The sequence below is a fragment of the Terasakiella sp. genome (genome assembly GCF_048267425.1).
Classification (GTDB): Bacteria; Pseudomonadota; Alphaproteobacteria; order Rhodospirillales; family Terasakiellaceae; genus Terasakiella.
This window is the reverse complement of record NZ_JBLWXN010000003.1, coordinates 101592-119200: the sequence shown is the minus strand read 5'-3', so window position 1 is coordinate 119200 and position 17609 is coordinate 101592. Positions and strand designations below refer to the sequence as shown.

The 17609-nt window shown below is 47.8% G+C and carries 19 protein-coding genes; 9 read left to right on the top strand and 10 right to left on the bottom strand.

Translation table 11 applies throughout. The features are described from left to right. The first annotated feature begins 50 nt into the window (after positions 1-50). Positions 51-854: an enoyl-CoA hydratase gene (locus ACN0VA_RS06680; RefSeq protein ID WP_417820408.1), complete on the top strand. Its 804-nt coding sequence runs from the start codon at positions 51-53 to the stop codon at positions 852-854. A 74-nt stretch (positions 855-928) separates the two neighbouring features. Here ACN0VA_RS06680 and ACN0VA_RS06675 read toward each other — a convergent pair whose 3' ends face one another. Continuing rightward, complete coding sequence (locus tag ACN0VA_RS06675; protein WP_417820407.1) at positions 929-1129, bottom strand: hypothetical protein; 201 nt, start codon at positions 1127-1129, stop codon at positions 929-931. Positions 1130-1241: 112 nt separating this feature from the next. On the opposite strand from ACN0VA_RS06675, the gene ACN0VA_RS06670 reads away from it, so the two are divergent. The 4 genes from ACN0VA_RS06670 (at position 1242) to ACN0VA_RS06655 (ending at position 5244) form a co-directional block, all read left to right on the top strand. After that, positions 1242-1730, top strand: a complete 489-nt coding sequence (locus ACN0VA_RS06670; protein WP_417820406.1) for a CoA-binding protein — start codon at positions 1242-1244, stop codon at positions 1728-1730. Next, a complete protein-coding gene (locus ACN0VA_RS06665; protein ID WP_417820405.1) occupies positions 1727-3016 on the top strand; it encodes an O-acetylhomoserine aminocarboxypropyltransferase in 1290 nt (429 codons plus the stop codon). The genes ACN0VA_RS06670 and ACN0VA_RS06665 overlap by 4 nt, the downstream gene beginning before the upstream one ends. Positions 3017-3029: 13 nt before the next feature. Next, positions 3030-4013, top strand: coding sequence for a hypothetical protein (locus tag ACN0VA_RS06660; RefSeq protein WP_417820404.1), 984 nt, complete (start codon positions 3030-3032; stop codon positions 4011-4013). 106 nt (positions 4014-4119) lie between these two features. Further along, entirely contained in the window at positions 4120-5244 is a 1125-nt protein-coding gene (locus tag ACN0VA_RS06655) for a GGDEF domain-containing protein (protein ID WP_417820403.1), read from the top strand. On the opposite strand, the gene ACN0VA_RS06650 is transcribed toward ACN0VA_RS06655, so the two are convergent. The 3 genes from ACN0VA_RS06650 to ACN0VA_RS06640 are packed head-to-tail and all read right to left on the bottom strand — an operon-like array spanning position 5241 to position 7114. Then, entirely contained in the window at positions 5241-5513 is a 273-nt protein-coding gene (locus ACN0VA_RS06650; RefSeq protein ID WP_417820402.1) for a GIY-YIG nuclease family protein, read from the bottom strand. The genes ACN0VA_RS06655 and ACN0VA_RS06650 overlap by 4 nt on opposite strands. After that, positions 5510-6304: an alpha/beta hydrolase gene (locus ACN0VA_RS06645; RefSeq protein WP_417820401.1), complete on the bottom strand. Its 795-nt coding sequence runs from the start codon at positions 6302-6304 to the stop codon at positions 5510-5512. The genes ACN0VA_RS06650 and ACN0VA_RS06645 overlap by 4 nt, the downstream gene beginning before the upstream one ends. 3 nt (positions 6305-6307) lie before the next feature. Next, positions 6308-7114, bottom strand: coding sequence for a substrate-binding periplasmic protein (locus tag ACN0VA_RS06640; RefSeq protein WP_417820400.1), 807 nt, complete (start codon positions 7112-7114; stop codon positions 6308-6310). A 208-nt stretch (positions 7115-7322) separates the two neighbouring features. On the opposite strand from ACN0VA_RS06640, the gene tkt reads away from it, so the two are divergent. From tkt to rpe, 3 genes are all read left to right on the top strand, one after another. Further along, positions 7323-9293 carry a transketolase gene (gene tkt / locus ACN0VA_RS06635; protein ID WP_417820399.1) on the top strand — a complete coding sequence of 657 codons (1971 nt, stop codon included), beginning with the start codon at positions 7323-7325 and terminating at the stop codon, positions 9291-9293. Between the two features lie 76 nt (positions 9294-9369). Then, positions 9370-10434 carry a class II fructose-bisphosphate aldolase gene (fba, locus tag ACN0VA_RS06630; protein ID WP_417820398.1) on the top strand — a complete coding sequence of 355 codons (1065 nt, stop codon included), beginning with the start codon at positions 9370-9372 and terminating at the stop codon, positions 10432-10434. A 123-nt stretch (positions 10435-10557) separates the two neighbouring features. After that, positions 10558-11205 carry a ribulose-phosphate 3-epimerase gene (gene rpe, locus ACN0VA_RS06625; protein WP_417820397.1) on the top strand — a complete coding sequence of 216 codons (648 nt, stop codon included), beginning with the start codon at positions 10558-10560 and terminating at the stop codon, positions 11203-11205. Between the two features lie 73 nt (positions 11206-11278). Here the strand turns inward: rpe and ACN0VA_RS06620 are convergent, their stop codons facing one another. From ACN0VA_RS06620 to uvrA, 6 genes are all read right to left on the bottom strand, one after another. Beyond that, positions 11279-11560 carry a pyrimidine/purine nucleoside phosphorylase gene (locus ACN0VA_RS06620; RefSeq protein ID WP_417820396.1) on the bottom strand — a complete coding sequence of 94 codons (282 nt, stop codon included), beginning with the start codon at positions 11558-11560 and terminating at the stop codon, positions 11279-11281. Positions 11561-11591: 31 nt separating this feature from the next. Continuing rightward, positions 11592-12359 (bottom strand): TIGR02186 family protein, encoded by a 768-nt coding sequence (locus ACN0VA_RS06615; RefSeq protein ID WP_417820395.1) that lies wholly within the window; start codon positions 12357-12359, stop codon positions 11592-11594. A 2-nt stretch (positions 12360-12361) separates the two neighbouring features. Beyond that, positions 12362-13294, bottom strand: a complete 933-nt coding sequence (locus ACN0VA_RS06610; protein ID WP_417820394.1) for a sulfite exporter TauE/SafE family protein — start codon at positions 13292-13294, stop codon at positions 12362-12364. A gap of 150 nt (positions 13295-13444) precedes the next feature. After that, positions 13445-13798, bottom strand: a complete 354-nt coding sequence (locus ACN0VA_RS06605) for a DUF86 domain-containing protein (RefSeq protein WP_417820393.1) — start codon at positions 13796-13798, stop codon at positions 13445-13447. Next, positions 13779-14084 (bottom strand): nucleotidyltransferase family protein, encoded by a 306-nt coding sequence (locus ACN0VA_RS06600; protein ID WP_417820392.1) that lies wholly within the window; start codon positions 14082-14084, stop codon positions 13779-13781. The genes ACN0VA_RS06605 and ACN0VA_RS06600 overlap by 20 nt, the downstream gene beginning before the upstream one ends. Before the next feature lie 54 nt (positions 14085-14138). Further along, the gene (gene uvrA, locus ACN0VA_RS06595; protein ID WP_417820391.1) at positions 14139-16964 is read right to left on the bottom strand and encodes an excinuclease ABC subunit UvrA; all 2826 of its coding nucleotides are present in this window, start codon (positions 16962-16964) and stop codon (positions 14139-14141) included. 137 nt (positions 16965-17101) lie between these two features. Between uvrA and ACN0VA_RS06590 the strand changes: the two genes are divergently transcribed. Next, positions 17102-17608 (top strand): hypothetical protein, encoded by a 507-nt coding sequence (locus tag ACN0VA_RS06590; protein WP_417820390.1) that lies wholly within the window; start codon positions 17102-17104, stop codon positions 17606-17608. Position 17609 lies beyond the last annotated feature (1 nt).

Here is a 17609-nt window from a genome sequence, read left to right as displayed (position 1 = left end):
CGATATCTTGATTTCGAATATTAGATTTAAGACATGGGAGACATTTAAAAATGAGTGCGCAAGCCGAAACAATAAATGAAGAATTGGTCACACGTCGCGATGAAGACGGGGTTGCCATTGTAACCTTGAACCGCCCCAAAAAGTTTAACGCGTTATCTGTCGCCGTTTTGGAAACCTTGCTTGAGACCTTTGATCAGATTGGCAAGGACAGTTCTGTACGTTGCGTGGTTTTGGCGGGTGACGGCAAGGCTTTTTGTGCAGGCCATGACCTGAAAGAAATGCGCGAAGATACAACGCGCGAAGCGATGCAGGCACTCTTTGCGAAATGTTCAGAAGTGATGTTAAAAATCACATCCATCCCCCAGCCCGTGATTGCGCGTATCCACGGGATTGCGACGGCTGCCGGGTGCCAGCTTGTGGCAACGTGTGATTTGGCGGTTGCGGTTGAAGAAGCCCGCTTTGCCACATCCGGGATCAATGTCGGCTTGTTCTGTTCAACACCGATGGTCGCTGTGACCCGAAATATGCCAACGAAACAAGCTTTTGAAATGTTGGTAACCGGCGATTTCATCGATGCCGCGACAGCGTTGCAATATGGTTTGATCAATAAAGTTGTATCCGCAGACCAATTGGATGAAGCTGTGATGGAAATGGCAAATAAAATTGCGTCCAAACCTGCAGTTTCTATCGCCCTTGGCAAACAGTTGTTCTACAAGCAACTGGAAGCCGCCAAAGCGGTGGCTTATGATATGGCGGCAGAGACAATGACCTGTAATATCCTGACAGAAGACGCCCAAGCCGGTATTGATGCCTTTATTGCCAAGCAACCTATGCCGAAATGGAAAGGCTGTTAAGCCTGAATTGAAGATTAGCTTGAAAACGCTGTTTCATCTTGTATGGGGCAGCGTTTTTTAATGAGCGGTAAAGCTTAGTTTGTCTGGCTTTCTTGCGCTTGCAAAAAATCATCACCGGCGATATCCAGCAAGGCAATCCGATTGATGACGCGTAACCAGTATTCGGTTTCTTCTTCGCCAGTTGCCTGTTGCATTTTGTCGAACGCAATGAAGCTCGCCTTTTTTAGGCCGAACTGTTCGTAGAGTTCTTTTGCGGTTATAATTTCGTCAGACATTATACTGCCTCTATGTTTTATCTATTTGTAGTTTAGTCGCGCCTGTACATGCTGTACATCACCTATATGGGTAGTGTAGAACAGTTTTAAATACATTTTTAAGGAAGTGATAATGAGTAATCTTGTATATGACGACGATTGGTTGAAAATTATTCTTCGTGATGTGCGTACGATCGCAATGGTCGGAGCATCTGCAAAATGGAACCGTCCCAGCAATTTTGCAATGAAGTACCTGCAAGGTAAAGGTTATCGCGTTATTCCTGTAAACCCGGGGCTTGCAGGTGGCGAGATTTTAGGCGAAACGGTTTATGCGTCTTTAAATGATGTACCCGGTCCTTATCAAATGGTCGATATTTTCCGTAATTCCGAGGCAGCAGGGGCAATCTGTGATGAAGCCATTTCTTTAAAAGATGAAAAGCAGATTTCGGTAGTCTGGATGCAATTGGGCGTGCGCAATGATGAAGCGGCAACACGCGCAGAAACTGCTGGAATGAAAGTGGTGATGGATCGTTGCCCGAAAATTGAATATGGCCGTCTGTTTGGTGAATTAAGCTGGGCAGGGATCAATTCCGGTATTATTTCTTCCAAGAGGTTAAAATGACAAATCAACCTAAAGAGTACGGTTTGGAAACACGCGCAATTCATGCCGGAAGCCGACCAGATGCAACAACAGGGGCACGCAATACGCCCATTTATCAAACCACGTCTTATGTGTTTGATGATGTCGATCACGCGGCTGATTTGTTTAATCTGCAAACATTTGGTTTCATCTATTCCCGCCTGACAAATCCGACGGTATCGGCATTGGAAGAGCGTATCGCCAATCTCGAAGGCGGGCGCGCGGGTGTTTGTTGTGCATCCGGGCATTCCGCACAATTTTTGGCCTTTTTCTCTTTGCTGGAACCGGGCGATCGTTTCTTGGCGTCAAAAAATCTTTATGGCGGGTCCATGACCCAGTTCGGGGTCAGTTTTAAACGTTTGGGATGGGACGTTGATTTTGTGGACTGTACGGATTTGGAGGCTGTGAAGGCAGCCATCAAGCCGGAACACAAGGCCCTGTTTATTGAACCGTTGGCCAATCCGGGTGGTGTTATCCTGGATACGCAGGCCCTGGCGGATCTTGCCCATGAAAATCAGATGGTGTTGATTGCCGATAATACAATGGCGACACCTTATTTGTTCCGCCCCTTCGAACACGGCGCTGATATTATTACTCATTCCGCCACCAAGTTTTTAGGCGGACATGGAACGTCGATGGGCGGTGCGGTGATTGAATCTGGCAAATTTGACTGGGTGAGGTCGGGGAAATATCCGGCTTTGGTTGAAGCTGATCCTGCCTATCACGGTTTGTCGTTTATTGAAACGTTCGGGGATTTTGGTTTTTCCATGAAAACCCGTTGTGTGGGTTTGCGTGATTTTGGTCCGGCGATGAGCCCGACAAACGCCTTTAATCTTTTAACCGGAATTGAGACCTTGCATTTACGTATGGAACGACATGTCGAAAATGCGCATAAGGTCGCAACATATCTGAGCCAACATCCGGCGGTGAGCTGGGTTTCTTATGCGGGTCTTGCGGATAACCCGTATTTTGATTTAGCCCAGAAATATTTCCCCAAGGGACCGGGGGCTGTCTTTACGTTTGGGGTTAAGGGCGGTTTTGAAGCTGGTGTGAAAGTGGTTGAAAACGTCAATCTGATATCGCATCTGGCCAATATCGGGGATACGCGCAGTTTGATTATTCATCCGGCAAGTACAACGCATCGCCAATTAAGTGAAGAACAGCAAATTGCAAGTGGGGCCGGTCCCGAAGTTTTACGCTTGTCAATCGGGCTGGAAACGGCAGATGATATTATTCGTGACCTCGATGAAGCTTTATCACTGACTTAGCAGGAAATATGACATGTCGCGCCTGATTATTACAAACGGAGATAGCGCCGCACAGCGTATTGCCGAGCTGGGGATTGCGGATATTGTTTTACCGTGGCGCGACGTTTTGCATGAAGGCCCTGTGCTGCCGTGTGATAATCTGTGCGAACAATCTGTTGGCCGCGTTGCCTTTATTGCGGGTTTTGCTGATATGTCGCAGGCTGATGTTGCACGTGATTTTGCCCAGCGTGATGACGTGTTTTTGCAGGCAGCGGGTGAGCAGGGGACACGCATTGAGTTATGGTTTGAACATGACTTGTATGATCAGCTTCAGCTTATGCAAATCCTTGATGTTATGTATCGCCAATTCCCGACCAAGGATGTCTATCTGGTTCAGGCCGATTTTTATTTGGCGGAAATGACGAATGAGGATTTTGAAGAGCTGCCGCAGCAAGCCGTAAAAATTGCTTTATCACAGAAAGAATATGGGGCGAAGGCTTGGCACGCGTTTTGTGCGCCTAATCCTAATATGATCGGTGATTTTTTAACGCAGGAAGCCATCTTGCCGTTTGTTTATAAGGCATTACAACGGCTGCTGCGTGAATATCCCGATGCCGAAACCGGATTGCCGTTATCTGTCTCTTATGCGTTATCGCTTTTGTGTGAAAAGGAAACTGCAAAAATCAAAGACATGTTTCTGCATATGCAGAAATGTGAAGAGGCAAAATTTATGGGGGATTTGAGTTTCGCCCATCTCGTGGATTCTTTGATTGCCACATCTGAACCTGTGCTATGCGGAACAGAGAAGCCGTTATCAAAGTTAGCAGACTGTGAATATATGTCCTTCTTCGAGCAAACCGTGAAGTTAACCTCCTTAGGTCACAAAATCATGGATGGGCAAGCAAGTAATCTGGATGTTAACCCTGAGCAGCGCTGGATTGGTGGCGCGCAGTTATCTTGTGACAACATGTATGTCTTTGAGCGTAAAGGGAATAAAATAATACACGTCGTGCGCTGATTACGATGCGTGATACCGGGATTGTTATATCTTTTTGGGTATGTTAATTTGCAGGCTTAAATATATCTAAATGAGGTAACACCCGTTGCAAGCCGCCCAAGTAAATATGTCGAAAAATAAACTGGATAATTTCGAAGTTTTTCCGTGGAATAAAAATTTTGAAACCGGGATTGAAGTCATTGATGAACAGCATAAAAAACTGGTTGATTTGCTGAATGAGCTGGCAAATTCGCTGGTGCGCGAAGATATGTCTCAGGTCAATGATGCGTTTGCGGAATTGGCCGATTATGCCCATTTTCATTTTGAACAGGAAGAAGCGATTTGGAGCAACTACTTAGGCGATGATTCCTGGTTCATTTCCCATCAATTAAGCCATTCTTCCTTTTTGCCACGTGTGCTGGAACTAAAAGGCATTGAGGGGGGCAGTCCATCTCAGGATGTTGTCGAAGCGGTGGTTAAATTTTTGATCCGCTGGCTAGCTTTTCATATTATTGATGATGATAAACGACTGGCCCTTGTTGTGACGACTATGGACGGGGGAAGTACGCTGGAAGACGCCAAAGTTGTTGCGGATCGTAAAATGAATGGTTCTTTCCGCGTCTTGATCGAAACCGTGTTGAAAATGTATGACGGGTTATCAACGCGTACACTGGATTTGATGCGTGAACGGCGTGCGCGTATTATTGCAGAGCAGGAACTGCGCGAGGTCAATCGACGGCTTGAAGAATTGTCAGTAACGGACCAATTGACCGGTTTATACAATCGTCGCCATTTCGAACGGGTCTTGGACCGGGAAATGAAACGTGCGCGTCGTGAAAATAAGGCGGTGACACTTTATATGCTGGATATTGATTATTTTAAAAGTTTGAATGATCATTATGGTCATTCCGGCGGGGATGTTGCGCTGAAAACAATCGGGCAAAAGCTTTTTGAAATTTGCCGCCGTCCCAGCGACTATGCTTTCCGAATTGGGGGGGAGGAATTTGCCGTTATTTCGCGTGAACATGAAGAAGATGATGATCTGATCTTTGCAGAATTGATCCGCCGGGCGGTTGAAGATTTGGCGATCCCGAACGTCAAAAGTGAGGTGAATGACTGCTTGACTGTTTCTGTCGGTGGGTTTGCCAAAATTCCGACCAAGCAGGATACAGTGGATACTTATATGAAAGAGGCTGATGCGCGTCTTTATCGTGCCAAGGATGCCGGACGCAATATTGTTGTGACCAACTAAACGCGATGGAGTTTAAGCAGTGACTTAAACTTACGGTCTTTTTTGATTTGGGCTTCTCGGGATTGAGCTTTTCCTCTTTCTGAGAAGCCGTTTTCTACATATAAAATTTCCCAAGGGCCACGGGTCCGTGTGTATTTGGCACCCCCCGGACGTTCACCGTTATGTTCAGCCAAGCGTCGATCCGGGGTATCGTCCAATGTTACCCCGGTGTAGCAATCTCCGTTCTGGTTAATTAGAACGTACACAAACCACTGTTTGTTTGCGCTCATAGGCTACGCAGCATCCAGGAACGAATACGTTCTGCTACCATTTTCCAGCGTTTATCCAGCATAACGGCATGAGGGGCACCGGGGATAATTTCCAGATCGGCACCGTGGAAGATTGCGGTTTCATGCAAGGCACTGACGGGGATCATGGTATCGTTGTCCCCCCCGATCACGGCGATGGGAAAACCTTCTTTGGCGCGTTTGCGGGGGATGTCGAATAAGGTGACATCGTTTAGAACACGAAGAGATTCCACCTGAAATAAATTATGAACTTCTGCTAGGGATGCCGGGTGGGTATCGTCGCTGACCAACAGACGTTTCAGCATATCAAAATTCATAGCTTCCGGGCCGAACATCATCATTTGATTGAGCGACATAAACAGGTCCGGGGAATTGTTCATCATATGCATGATGGAACTGAGTGCGCCGCTGGGGGGCAGGGAATTCAGTAAAACGGCGCCCAGACAACTATGATCTTCGATATATTTTTGAACAATCATACCACCAAGTGAATGACCGATTAAAACGCAAGGTTCACCAATTTTTTCAATGGCTTCACGGATGTTTTTCACATAGTCGTTGAGCCCCAAAAAATGCAATGCCCAGTTGTCAGCATTTTCACCATGACCGCTGAGGGTGACGGCATAACAATCATGGCCGTGTGCGGCAAAGAAGGGCATAAAGCGATGGCGCCAGATCGGGGCGGAACAGAAAGAACCATGAATAAACAGAAGAGGTGGTCTTTTTGCGGCGGACTGTTTGCTGGCCTTGACGGCAATCAGATCAATCGACATGGTCTATTGAATTTTGTGCATATATTTTTTCATAATGCTATCAAGCACTGTTTTTCTTAAAACTGCAAGTGTTGACCATATTTTCTCGGCTACTTTTGAATTCTTCTCGTAAAAGTCGTGGCTGAGAACCAAATACAGGGCATGGCGTTTGAACGGTGGCTGATGGACAATCACTTCGTCTTTTAATCCCAGTTTGGACAACAAGGACAGTCCAACGTTTTTTTCAACGATATAACCATCCAGTTTACCTTCAGATACAAGCTTAAGCCCTGTTTCGGGCAGGAAAGATGTATTTGGTGTGATTTTATGTTCGTTTTTCAGGCTTTTAACCGTGGCGTATCCCAGTGGTGTCCCGATACGAGGTGTGGTACCGGAAAATTTTTGTCCATCCCACTGAATTGCAGAATGGGCCGCGTTGTAAAAAATGGGATAGTCGACAAACAAAAGGCGTCGCTCTAAATCAATTTCTCCGTTTTGCATCGGGTATTTCCCAATTTTCTCGCGTTCTTTCGTATGGATGACACCAAACATCCCGGCAATCTTGCCATCACGCAGCAGGTGCATACATCGTTTCCACGGACGGCGAATATATTGAACTTTCTGCCCGGCTTCCTTAAAGGCGGCTTGGGTGATTTCGACCAATACACCGGGATTCGGTTTTGCCGGTTGCTGAGATTCACCTCGTAAATAAGGCGCATAATCTTCATCTTCATAGCATAAACGAACTGTTTCATTCGCATGCGCGACAGGTATATAGCCGATCAGTGCAACAAAACTGTACGATATGATTTTACTCAAAGAAAATTGCATGGGGGGCAACTGTTTGTAATTTTTTAAAGTGGGTCGAAACAAAGTTATCATATAACTATTCTAGGTTAAAAGGAAATATGAGTATGGTAATAAAAGGTTGGGACTGACATGGGTTTTTTACGCTTTTGGACCTTGCTTAAAACAGGACTCTCAGGTAGTGTGCGCCCACCGTCTCAGGGGCTGTTTTTGAAATAAGGATCGTATTACGATGACCTCGCATAAGGATATGGCGAACGCCATTCGCTTCCTCTCCGCAGATGCCGTTCAGAAAGCCAAATCCGGCCATCCGGGTATGCCGATGGGTATGGCTGACGTTGCAACCGTTCTGTTTACCAAATATATGAATTTTGACCCGAAGCAGCCCAAATGGGCGGACCGGGATCGTTTTGTCTTGTCAGCGGGACACGGGTCCATGTTGATGTATTCTTACCTGTATTTAACAGGTTATGAAGACATGACGATTGAAGAAGTCCGTAACTTCCGCCAACTTGGGGCGAAAACGGCAGGTCACCCGGAATACGGTCATGCCACAGGGATTGAAACCACAACCGGGCCGTTGGGCCAAGGCATTACCACCGCTGTTGGTATGGCCATTGCCGAAAAACTGCAAAACGCACGTTATGGCGATGAGGTGGTCAATCACTTTACCTATGTGATTGCCGGTGACGGTTGTTTGATGGAAGGGATCTCGCACGAGGCCATTTCCACAGCAGGTCATCTGAATTTGAACAAATTGATCGTCTTTTGGGATGATAACGAAATCACCATTGACGGTAATTTGGGTGTGGCTGCCAGCGATAATCAATTGAAGCGTTTTGAGGCTTCCGGTTGGGATGCGCAAGCCATTGATGGTCACAACCCGGATGAAATTGCAGCCGCGATTGAAAAAGCACAAAAATCCGGCAAGCCGTCTTTGATTGCCTGTAAGACCAAAATCGGCAAAGGCGCACCGACCCTTGAAGGTTCGCACAAAACCCACGGCGCACCGCTTGGTGATGATGAAATTGCCCAAATGCGCAAAGATTTGGGTTGGGACGCCGCACCGTTTGAAATTCCGTCCGATATTTTGAATGCTTGGCGCGAAGCCGGTGCACGCGGTGCTGCAACACGAGAGGCCTGGCAGGAACGTTTCAACGAACTGGATCTGGATGCACAGGAAACCTTTGTTCGCACCAATGATGGTGGTCTGCCGGAAAACTGGATTGACAGCGCCAATGCTTATAAAAAGCAACTGTGCGAAGATGCTCCGAAAAAAGCAACGCGCCAAGCCTCACAAATGGCGCTGAATGCCTTATGCGAAATGATCCCGGAAATGCTTGGCGGTTCTGCCGATTTGACCGGGTCCAACCTGACAAAGGCCGATAGCCAAAAATCCGTCACAACGGATGATTTCAGCGGCAATTACATGCATTACGGTATTCGTGAATTCGGCATGGCGGCGTTTATGAACGGGATTGCCCTGCATGGCGGTTTTGTTCCTTATGGCGGAACCTTCCTTGTCTTTGCCGATTATATGCGTGCAGCGATGCGTTTATCAGCCCTGATGGAACAACGTGTTATTTACGTTCTGACCCATGATTCCATCGGTCTGGGTGAAGATGGCCCGACGCACCAGCCTGTTGAAACGGTTGCTTCGTTGCGTGCTCTGCCCAATACCAATGTATTCCGTCCGGCCGATGCGGTGGAAACGCTGGAATGTTGGATGCTGGCCCTGCAATCTGAAAAAACACCTTCTGCATTGGCATTGTCCCGCCAAGGTTTGCCGGCGGTTCGCACAGAATATAGCGAAGAAAACAAATCTGCCAAAGGGGCCTATGTGCTTCGTGAAGCCGATGGTTTGCGTAAAGCCACGATCATTGCAACAGGTTCAGAGGTCGAAATCGCGATGCAAGCCCGTGATGTCCTGCAATCTGATGGCATTCCGACAGCGGTTGTTTCTATGCCGTGTTGGGAATTGTTTGAAAAACAGGATGATGCTTATAAACACGACACACTGGGTGATGGTGTGCGCGTCGCTGTCGAGGCTGGTCTGCAAATGGGCTGGGATCGCTATATCGGTCAAAACGGTGCCTTTATCGGCATGACCGGTTTTGGTGCATCGGCACCGGCTGATAAGCTTTATGAACACTTCGGCATTACGTCCGAGGCTGTCGTACAAGCCGTAAAAGAAAGAGTTTAAATTGTGAAAAAGGCGGCTGATTTCTGATCGGGCGCCTTTCTCCTTTGACTGATTATTATTATCTGGAGGAAATCCTATGGCACTCGTTTCCATGCGTCAGCTTCTTGATCATGCTGCTGAAAACGACTACGGCCTTCCGGCATTTAACATTAACAATATGGAACAAATGCTGGCGATTATGGCAGCTGCGTCTAAAACCGACTCTCCGGTAATTATGCAAGCCAGCCGTGGGGCGCGGAACTATGCAAATGATGCAGTTCTCAAGCACCTGATTCAAGCTGCCGTTGAAATTTACCCCGATGTTCCGGTTTGTATGCATTTGGATCACGGGAATGAATTGCGTACCTGTATGTCGGCAATGGCATCCGGTTTCTCATCCGTGATGATGGATGGGTCTTTGGAAGCCGATGGCAAGACGCCTGCCTCTTATGAATATAACGTTGATACAACCGCGGAAGTCACAAAAGCTGCGCATTTGATTGGTGTTTCTGTCGAAGGGGAATTGGGGGTTCTTGGTTCACTGGAAACTGGTGAAGGCGAAAAAGAAGACGGTCATGGTTTTGAAGGGAAGCTGTCCAAGGACAAATTGCTGACCGACCCGGATCAGGCTGTTGATTTCGTCAAGAAAACCAAAGTCGATGCCCTGGCCATTGCGATGGGGACATCACATGGGGCTTACAAATTCACCCGTAAACCTGATGGTGATATTCTGGCAATGGATGTTGTGAAGGAAATTCACAAAAAATTGCCCAATACTCATTTGGTCATGCATGGGTCGTCTTCGGTCCCTCAAGAACTGCAAGATATCATCAATGCCAATGGTGGTGAGATGAAACAGACTTACGGTGTGCCGCTGGAAGAAATCGTCGTCGGGATCAAGAACGGTGTGCGTAAAGTCAACATCGATACGGACAACCGCATGGCGATTACGGGTGCAATCCGCAAAGCCTTGCAGTCTGACCCATCACAGTTTGACCCGCGTTTCTATTTGAAACCGGCAATGGCGGCGATGGAAAAAGAATGTGTCCAGCGTTACGAGCTGTTTAATTGTGCGGGTAAGGGTTCGAAGATCAAGCCGTTATCTTTGGCGCAAATGGCTGATCGTTACCAAAATGGTTCGCTTGATCCGGTTATCGGCTAAGCGGTACTTCATTGAATGATGAAAAGGGCGTCTGTTTCAAACAGGCGCTCTTTTGATTTTTGGTGTACTTTTAAGGTGGCCCTTGTTATAGCGGGGACAATCTTTTTTAAACGAGGTTCTGATATGCTTAAAATCGCCCCATCCATCTTGTCCGCTGATTTTGCCAAGCTGGGCGAAGAAGTTGCCGCCGTTGATAAAGCCGGGGCGGACTGGATCCATATTGATGTCATGGATGGTCATTTCGTACCGAACCTGACTTTTGGCCCCTGTGTTATTCAGGCGATCCGTTCCTATACGGATAAACCTTTTGATGTCCATTTGATGATTGATCCGGCGCAAAATTATTTGGCGGACTATGCAAAAGCGGGCGCTGATATCATTACCGTGCATGCTGAGGCGGACAAACATATGCACCGTTCTGTCCAAATGATTAAGGACATGGGCAAAAAGGCGGGTGTCTCGTTAAATCCGGCAACCCCGGCGGATGTTGTGGAATATGTGCTGGACGAAATTGATATGGTGCTGGTGATGAGTGTGAATCCCGGTTTTGGCGGGCAGACGTTCATCCCATCGCAATTGGACAAAATCAAACGTCTGCGTGAAATGATCGGCGATCGAAATATCGATATTCAGGTTGATGGCGGGGTGAATCCTAAAACCATTAAATCGGTTGTGGATGCCGGGGCCAATGTGGTCGTGGCTGGATCCGCCGTTTTTGGTGGGGATTATGCGCAGAATATGCAAGCAATCCATGCCGCAGCCAATGCATAAAATCGATGATCGATTTAAATTAAAAAAAGCGCCCGTTTGACGGGCGCTTTTTTTATTCGGTAAATTGTAATGCTTATTCGTAAGTGCACAGATAAGCGGTGTCTTGGGCGACCTTGACTTGGAATTTGACGTTGGCATCGACATTGAAGGTGGCACCGGATGCGTAAGTTGTGAAATCATTTTCACCCGGCAGTTTGATCGTCAGTGCACCACTGATAACGGTCATGGTTTCTTTTTGTGACGTTCCGAATTCATATTCCCCCGGTGCCATGACGCCGACTGTCGCGGGTAGGGCTTCGCCTTGGAATGCGATGGATTTGACTTTACCTTCAAAATATTCATTTACGTCGAACACGTGTTTATTCTCCTACACAAAAGAAAAGTTATTATTTTTTACGAAAGACGACTGATGCCACCCATCCGGCGGCAAGTGCGATAATAACGGCAATAATACCGTATGCGAAGCTATGTCGATGGGCAAAGTCATAGATTTTGGCCTCTGCTCCGATTTTTGAGACAAACAAGGGGGTAATTTGGCTGCTGACCACATCCTTGTCTTTTACTAAGTAGACATAAACCAGATAAGTCCCGATCGGGATATTGGGCGGAAAAAAGAAATCGGCGCGGAAGAGGCGCTTGCCCAAAAACTTAACCTGTGCGGCTTCGCTTGCGTAAAGGTTGTTGTTTTTTTTGCTGCGCAACAAGGCTTGCCAGAATTCGTCTTTTTTCGCATCACCGATATCGCGGCTGCTGCTGGCAAGATAACTGTTTAAATAATCAGGGCCGAGTTCAAGGCGCTGACGGGTCGAGGCCGGAACCATGTCTGTCAATGTACCGGATGTGGCGATATTGTAAAAAACCGGGGTGCCGCTGAAGGTCACTTCCTCTTTATTGGCCCAAACCCCCATAATGCGATCTTTCTTGCGCACGACTTCATCACGCGAAGGGCCTCGCACCACAACAATGACGTCGCCTTCGCCTTCGGTTGCACCGAATAACAGGACTTTGGAGCCACTGAAACTGGTATCAATCGCGACCACATGATCGTCAAGGGCGGCCACAATCTCGTTTGTGTTTTGCGCAGTGGCTTCGTTCAAGCATAAGCTCGTCACAAAAAGGCTGAGGAAAGCAGATGTCAGGCGGGCCAGATGCATTCTCAATGTCCCCCCGGCAAGCCGACATTGAACAAATCGTCGGGTGTGACAATCAGATCGAAGCCAAGCTTGAGACAAACGCTTAGAACCATAACAGCCAAGAGAACGCGTAGTTGTTCGCCTTGTAATTTCATGCCGGCGCGTGCGCCAAATTGGGCACCAATGACCCCGCCGATCAGCAGCAACAAGGTCAAAACAATATCGACCGTCTGGTTGCTGGTGGATTGCAAGATCGTCACGTTTGCAGTCACGAAAATAATCTGGAACAAAGAGGTGCCGATCACAACAGAAGTCGGCATACCCAGCAAATAAATCATGGCAGGCACGATGATAAAACCACCGCCAACGCCCATAATGGCAACCAGAATGCCGACGACAAAACCAACACTTAAGGGCAATAACGCACTGATATAGAGTTTGGAGCGGCGAAAGCGCATTTTAAAAGGCAGTTTATGTTGCCAGCCGGAATGGTCTTTTCGTTTATGGGCGTTACCGGATAAATTATAGCCGCGTCGCTTGCGCCAAAGGGCGCGCGCACTTTCGATAAACATCAAGGAACCGATAACTGACAGGAACAAAACATAAGCCAGTTTAATCACGAGATCGATTTGTCCCAGTGCCGTGAGCGCGGTGAAAATCCACACGCCACTTGTTGACCCGACCACACCGCCGATCAACAGCATAAACCCCATTTTGAAATCGACGTTTTTGCGTCGCGTATGGGCAATGACGCCGGATACGCTGGAGGCCACAATCTGGTTTGCCCCGGTTGCCACCGCCACGGTTGGTGGAACCCCGATAAAGATGAGCAAAGGTGTCATCATAAACCCACCGCCGACACCAAACATGCCGGACAGGAACCCGACGGCCCCTCCCATCCCAAGAAGGAGAAACATATTTACGGATATCTCGGCAATCGGCAGATAGATATTCATTCGGCTCGGCTTTCGGATATGCCCCCACAGTTTGATGTGGGGTTAAATATTGCAATTGCAACAGCTTGCATTCCTAAAGCAAAGCTTTGATCAGGGCAATAATAGAACGGTAATCAACTGTAAAAAAATTGTGCAATTGCGAATAGAACACTAAGCTGCATCGCGAAGCAGGCGTTTGAGGGACATTTTCAACCCGTGGAGGTCCCGTACAACCGTTTCCCATACAATATAGGGGTCAACATTGAAATATTCATGGGCAAGAAAGTTGCGCATTTGGCGTAATGCCATCCAGGGAATCGCTTGATAGTGTCTGCGAATCTTATTGGGGATATGGTGAGTGGCTTCCCCGATGATTTCCAGATTGCGTATGACAGCATCAATGGTTTTGTCATCATGGATGAAATCATCTTTTGTCAGTCCGGCAACATAATGTTCAATCCGGTTGATGGCTTGCAACATATGATCGAGATGGAAGACCCAGCGTTCATTTTGTTGAGGTTTCATCGTAGATAACCTCGCTTAGGACATTGTCTTTCATATCGGTGGCCAGCATTTCGCGGGTGGCAATATCCACCCGTCGGCCAAAGATTTCTTCCAGTTTTATTCGCAATTCGGCCAGTTGCAACAGGCCGGGTGTTTCTGCAAATTCGATCAACATATCAATGTCACTGTCACTGCGTGGGGTTCCGCGCGCAAACGATCCGAACACACCGATCCGGGCAATGCAAAACGGCTTTAATTCATCTTGCAATGTGTTCAGTTTTTCAAAGATTGCATCGGTTTCGCTCATTGGAAAACTATATACCCGTTCATCGGTGATGTGAAGTCAGCGGATTATTATCTCTTACTTCAAATAGTCCTTTAAATATTTTGCAGTGTAGCTTGCCTCGACCTGACTGACCTGTTCGGGGGTGCCCGTTGCCACGATACGTCCGCCTTTGGATCCGCCTTCCGGGCCAATATCGATAATATGATCCGCCGTTTTGATGACTTCAAGGTTATGTTCAATGACCACAACCGTATTACCTTGATCGACAAGGGCATGCAGCACTTCCAGCAGTTTACGTATATCATCGAAATGCAAGCCGGTTGTCGGTTCATCCAGAATATAGATGGTTTTACCAGTGGCGCGGCGTGACAATTCTTTTGCCAATTTTACGCGCTGGGCTTCCCCGCCGGACAGGGTGGTTGCTTGTTGTCCAAGATGAATATACCCCAATCCGACCCGGTCCAAGGTGACCATTTTATCGCGGATACTGGGAACAGCCTTGAAGAAATCAACGGATTCCTCAACCGTCATATCCAATATGTCAGCAATGGATTTACCACGGAACTTAACATCCAGTGTTTCGCGGTTATAACGTTTTCCCTTGCAGACATCGCATTGGACATATACGTCAGGCAGGAAGTGCATCTCGATCTTGATGACCCCGTCGCCTTGGCAGGCTTCACAGCGTCCGCCTTTGACGTTGAACGAAAAACGCCCCGGTTTGTAACCGCGCGTTTTAGATTCCGGCAAATTGGCAAACCATTCGCGGATCGGGCCAAATGCCCCGGTGTAGGTAGCCGGGTTGGATCGTGGTGTGCGACCGATCGGGGATTGGTCGATATCGACGATCTTGTCAATAAATTCGACACCTTCCAGTTTTTTGTGATCACCGGGATGCAGGCGCGCGCCGTGTAGTTTTTTCGCAAGGGCTTTATAAAGGGTTTCAATTACTAGCGAGGACTTACCGCCACCGGAAACACCTGTCACACAGGTAAAGGTGCCAAGGGGAATTTCGGCATCGACATTTTGCAAGTTGTTGATGCTTGCGCCTTTAATTTTGATGGATTGCCCTTTGCGTCCTTTGCGACGTTTGGCGGGCAGGGGGATTTGTTCCATGCCGGTTAAATATTGCCCGGTCAAACTTTTTGGATTGGCCATGACTTCATCCGGGGTGCCCTCGGCAACAACTGTTCCGCCATGAACGCCGGCACGTGGTCCCATGTCGATCAGATAATCGGCACTGCGAATGGCATCTTCATCATGTTCAACGACGATGACCGTGTTATCCAGATCGCGCAGACGAACAAGTGTTTCAAGCAAGCGGTCATTGTCGCGTTGATGGAGCCCGATGGACGGTTCGTCCAGAACATAAAGCACCCCTGTCAGCCCCGATCCGATTTGGGAGGCCAAGCGAATACGCTGACTTTCGCCACCGCTTAGGGTGCCGGAGGAACGCGAAAGTGTCAGATATTCCAGTCCGACATTCATTAAGAAACCCAGTCGTTCATTAATTTCACGCAAGATACGTCGGGCAATTTCCTGTTGTTTGGTGCCGAGCTTTTCTTCCAGTGATCCATACCATTTTGCCGCCTCGTCAATGGAAAAAGCAGTGACTTCGCTGACATGCAGGCCATCAATTTTAACGGCCAAGGCTTCGGGGCGCAGGCGGTGTCCGTCACAAGCGGAACATTGCGTGACTGTTTGATATTTGGACAGCTCATCACGCACCCACGAGCTGTCGGTCTCACGCCAGCGTCGTTCCATGTTGGGGATGACACCTTCAAATGGTTTGGTCACCTGATAGGATCGTTTGCCATCGTTATAGGAAATCGTGATTTCATCTTTGCCCGATCCATACAACACCACGTCACGGACTTTTTGCGGTATTTTTCCAAACGGTGTTTCCAGATCGACATTATAATGCGTGGCGATGGCTTGCAGGGTTTGTCCATAATAAACACTGCTGGAATTGGCCCAAGGGGCAATGGCTTTGCTTAGTGGTTCAGACTCGATGGGGACAACAAGCTGCGGATCGAAATACATTTCCGTTCCCAATCCGTCACAGGCCGGGCAGGCCCCGAACGGATTGTTAAACGAAAACAGACGCGGTTCGACTTCATCAATAGTGAAACCGGATACCGGGCAGGCAAATTTGGCAGAAAAGGTGTGACGTTCCCCTGTTTTGGCGTCTTCTGCAAATAGCAAACCATCGGCTAGCTCAAGGGCTGTTTCGATGCTGTCGGCAAGGCGACTTTCCACCCCTTCGCGCAAAACCAGACGATCAACAACAACTTCGATATCATGTTTAATTTTTTTGTTCAGTTCCGGGACGCCATCAACATCATAAAGTTCGCCATCGACCTTAACGCGTTGAAAGCCTTTTTTCTGAAGCTCAAGAAATTCCTTTTTATATTCCCCTTTGCGCCCTCGCACGATGGGGGCAAGCAAATAAAGACGGGTGCCGTCTTCCAGTCCCATAATGCGGTCAACCATTTGGGAAACGGTTTGGCTTTCAATGGGGAGGCCCGTTGCCGGGGAATGGGGGATACCGACACGCGCCCATAAAAGACGCATGTAGTCGTAAATCTCGGTCACGGTTCCAACTGTGGAACGCGGGTTTTTTGAGGTTGTCTTTTGTTCAATGGAAATCGCAGGTGACAATCCCTCGATATGATCGACATCCGGTTTTTGCATCAGTTCCAGAAATTGTCGAGCGTAAGCCGATAAAGACTCTACATAACGGCGCTGTCCCTCGGCATAGATGGTGTCGAAGGCAAGCGACGATTTCCCTGATCCAGAAAGGCCGGTGATGACCGTCAGGGAGTTTTTGGGGATATTCACATCCACATTTTGCAAGTTGTGTTCGCGTGCCCCACGGACCTGAATTTCATCAACGCTCATAATCATCATGCCTAAAAAAAGATCAAAAGGAGAACATTTCAAGCTAAAGAGATAGTCCGAGGACCGGATGAAGTAAAGTGAAAATCATACAACAAAATGTGATTTCCCCTCTTTTTGGAAAAATCCTAAGATTGAGAATGACTTATTTTAACGATGATACAATCCAGTTTGTCCGGTTGTCAGAGATTGCCCTGAATGAGATTGTCCAGCATATGTCGGATCCTCGACTGAAAGAACATATGCCGCTTTTATCCGGTGCATGGGACCATGATACTGCACGAACGTTTGTTGCAGGAAAAGAAGCCTGCTGGGAACGCGACGGTTTAGGGCACTGGGCGATTTTGGTTGATGAGCAATATGTTGGTTGGGGCGGATTTCAAAAAGAAGGGAATGAGTGGGATTTCGGTCTGGTTTTGAAAGTTGACCGTTTTGGCTTGGGGTTGTCCATTGTTAAGCGAGCGATTGCATTTGCCCGCGCAGATGTGCGCATCGCGTATGTGACATTTCTTTTGCCACCGACACGAAAAAAGCTGGGGGCGCTAAAAAGAATCGGGGCGATCTCTGTTGGGATGGTGGAATATAGTGGGGAAAGTTTTTTGAAATATCGACTGGAGACGTCTTCGCTCGGGTCCATAGAGGGCTGAT

Bases quoted from the DNA above. Each gene is read 5' to 3' on its own strand.
- ACN0VA_RS06680 (WP_417820408.1), top strand. From the start codon at position 51: ATGAGTGCGCAAGCCGAAACAATAAATGAAGAATTGGTCACACGTCGC.
- ACN0VA_RS06675 (WP_417820407.1), bottom strand. From the start codon at position 1,129: ATGTCTGACGAAATTATAACCGCAAAAGAACTCTACGAACAGTTCGGC.
- ACN0VA_RS06670 (WP_417820406.1), top strand. From the start codon at position 1,242: ATGAGTAATCTTGTATATGACGACGATTGGTTGAAAATTATTCTTCGT.
- ACN0VA_RS06665 (WP_417820405.1), top strand. From the start codon at position 1,727: ATGACAAATCAACCTAAAGAGTACGGTTTGGAAACACGCGCAATTCAT.
- ACN0VA_RS06660 (WP_417820404.1), top strand. From the start codon at position 3,030: ATGTCGCGCCTGATTATTACAAACGGAGATAGCGCCGCACAGCGTATT.
- ACN0VA_RS06655 (WP_417820403.1), top strand. From the start codon at position 4,120: ATGTCGAAAAATAAACTGGATAATTTCGAAGTTTTTCCGTGGAATAAA.
- ACN0VA_RS06650 (WP_417820402.1), bottom strand. From the start codon at position 5,513: ATGAGCGCAAACAAACAGTGGTTTGTGTACGTTCTAATTAACCAGAAC.
- ACN0VA_RS06645 (WP_417820401.1), bottom strand. From the start codon at position 6,304: ATGTCGATTGATCTGATTGCCGTCAAGGCCAGCAAACAGTCCGCCGCA.
- ACN0VA_RS06640 (WP_417820400.1), bottom strand. From the start codon at position 7,114: ATGCAATTTTCTTTGAGTAAAATCATATCGTACAGTTTTGTTGCACTG.
- tkt (WP_417820399.1), top strand. From the start codon at position 7,323: ATGACCTCGCATAAGGATATGGCGAACGCCATTCGCTTCCTCTCCGCA.
- fba (WP_417820398.1), top strand. From the start codon at position 9,370: ATGGCACTCGTTTCCATGCGTCAGCTTCTTGATCATGCTGCTGAAAAC.
- rpe (WP_417820397.1), top strand. From the start codon at position 10,558: ATGCTTAAAATCGCCCCATCCATCTTGTCCGCTGATTTTGCCAAGCTG.
- ACN0VA_RS06615 (WP_417820395.1), bottom strand. From the start codon at position 12,359: ATGCATCTGGCCCGCCTGACATCTGCTTTCCTCAGCCTTTTTGTGACG.
- ACN0VA_RS06610 (WP_417820394.1), bottom strand. From the start codon at position 13,294: ATGAATATCTATCTGCCGATTGCCGAGATATCCGTAAATATGTTTCTC.
- ACN0VA_RS06605 (WP_417820393.1), bottom strand. From the start codon at position 13,798: ATGAAACCTCAACAAAATGAACGCTGGGTCTTCCATCTCGATCATATG.
- ACN0VA_RS06600 (WP_417820392.1), bottom strand. From the start codon at position 14,084: ATGAGCGAAACCGATGCAATCTTTGAAAAACTGAACACATTGCAAGAT.
- uvrA (WP_417820391.1), bottom strand. From the start codon at position 16,964: ATGAGCGTTGATGAAATTCAGGTCCGTGGGGCACGCGAACACAACTTG.
- ACN0VA_RS06590 (WP_417820390.1), top strand. From the start codon at position 17,102: ATGACTTATTTTAACGATGATACAATCCAGTTTGTCCGGTTGTCAGAG.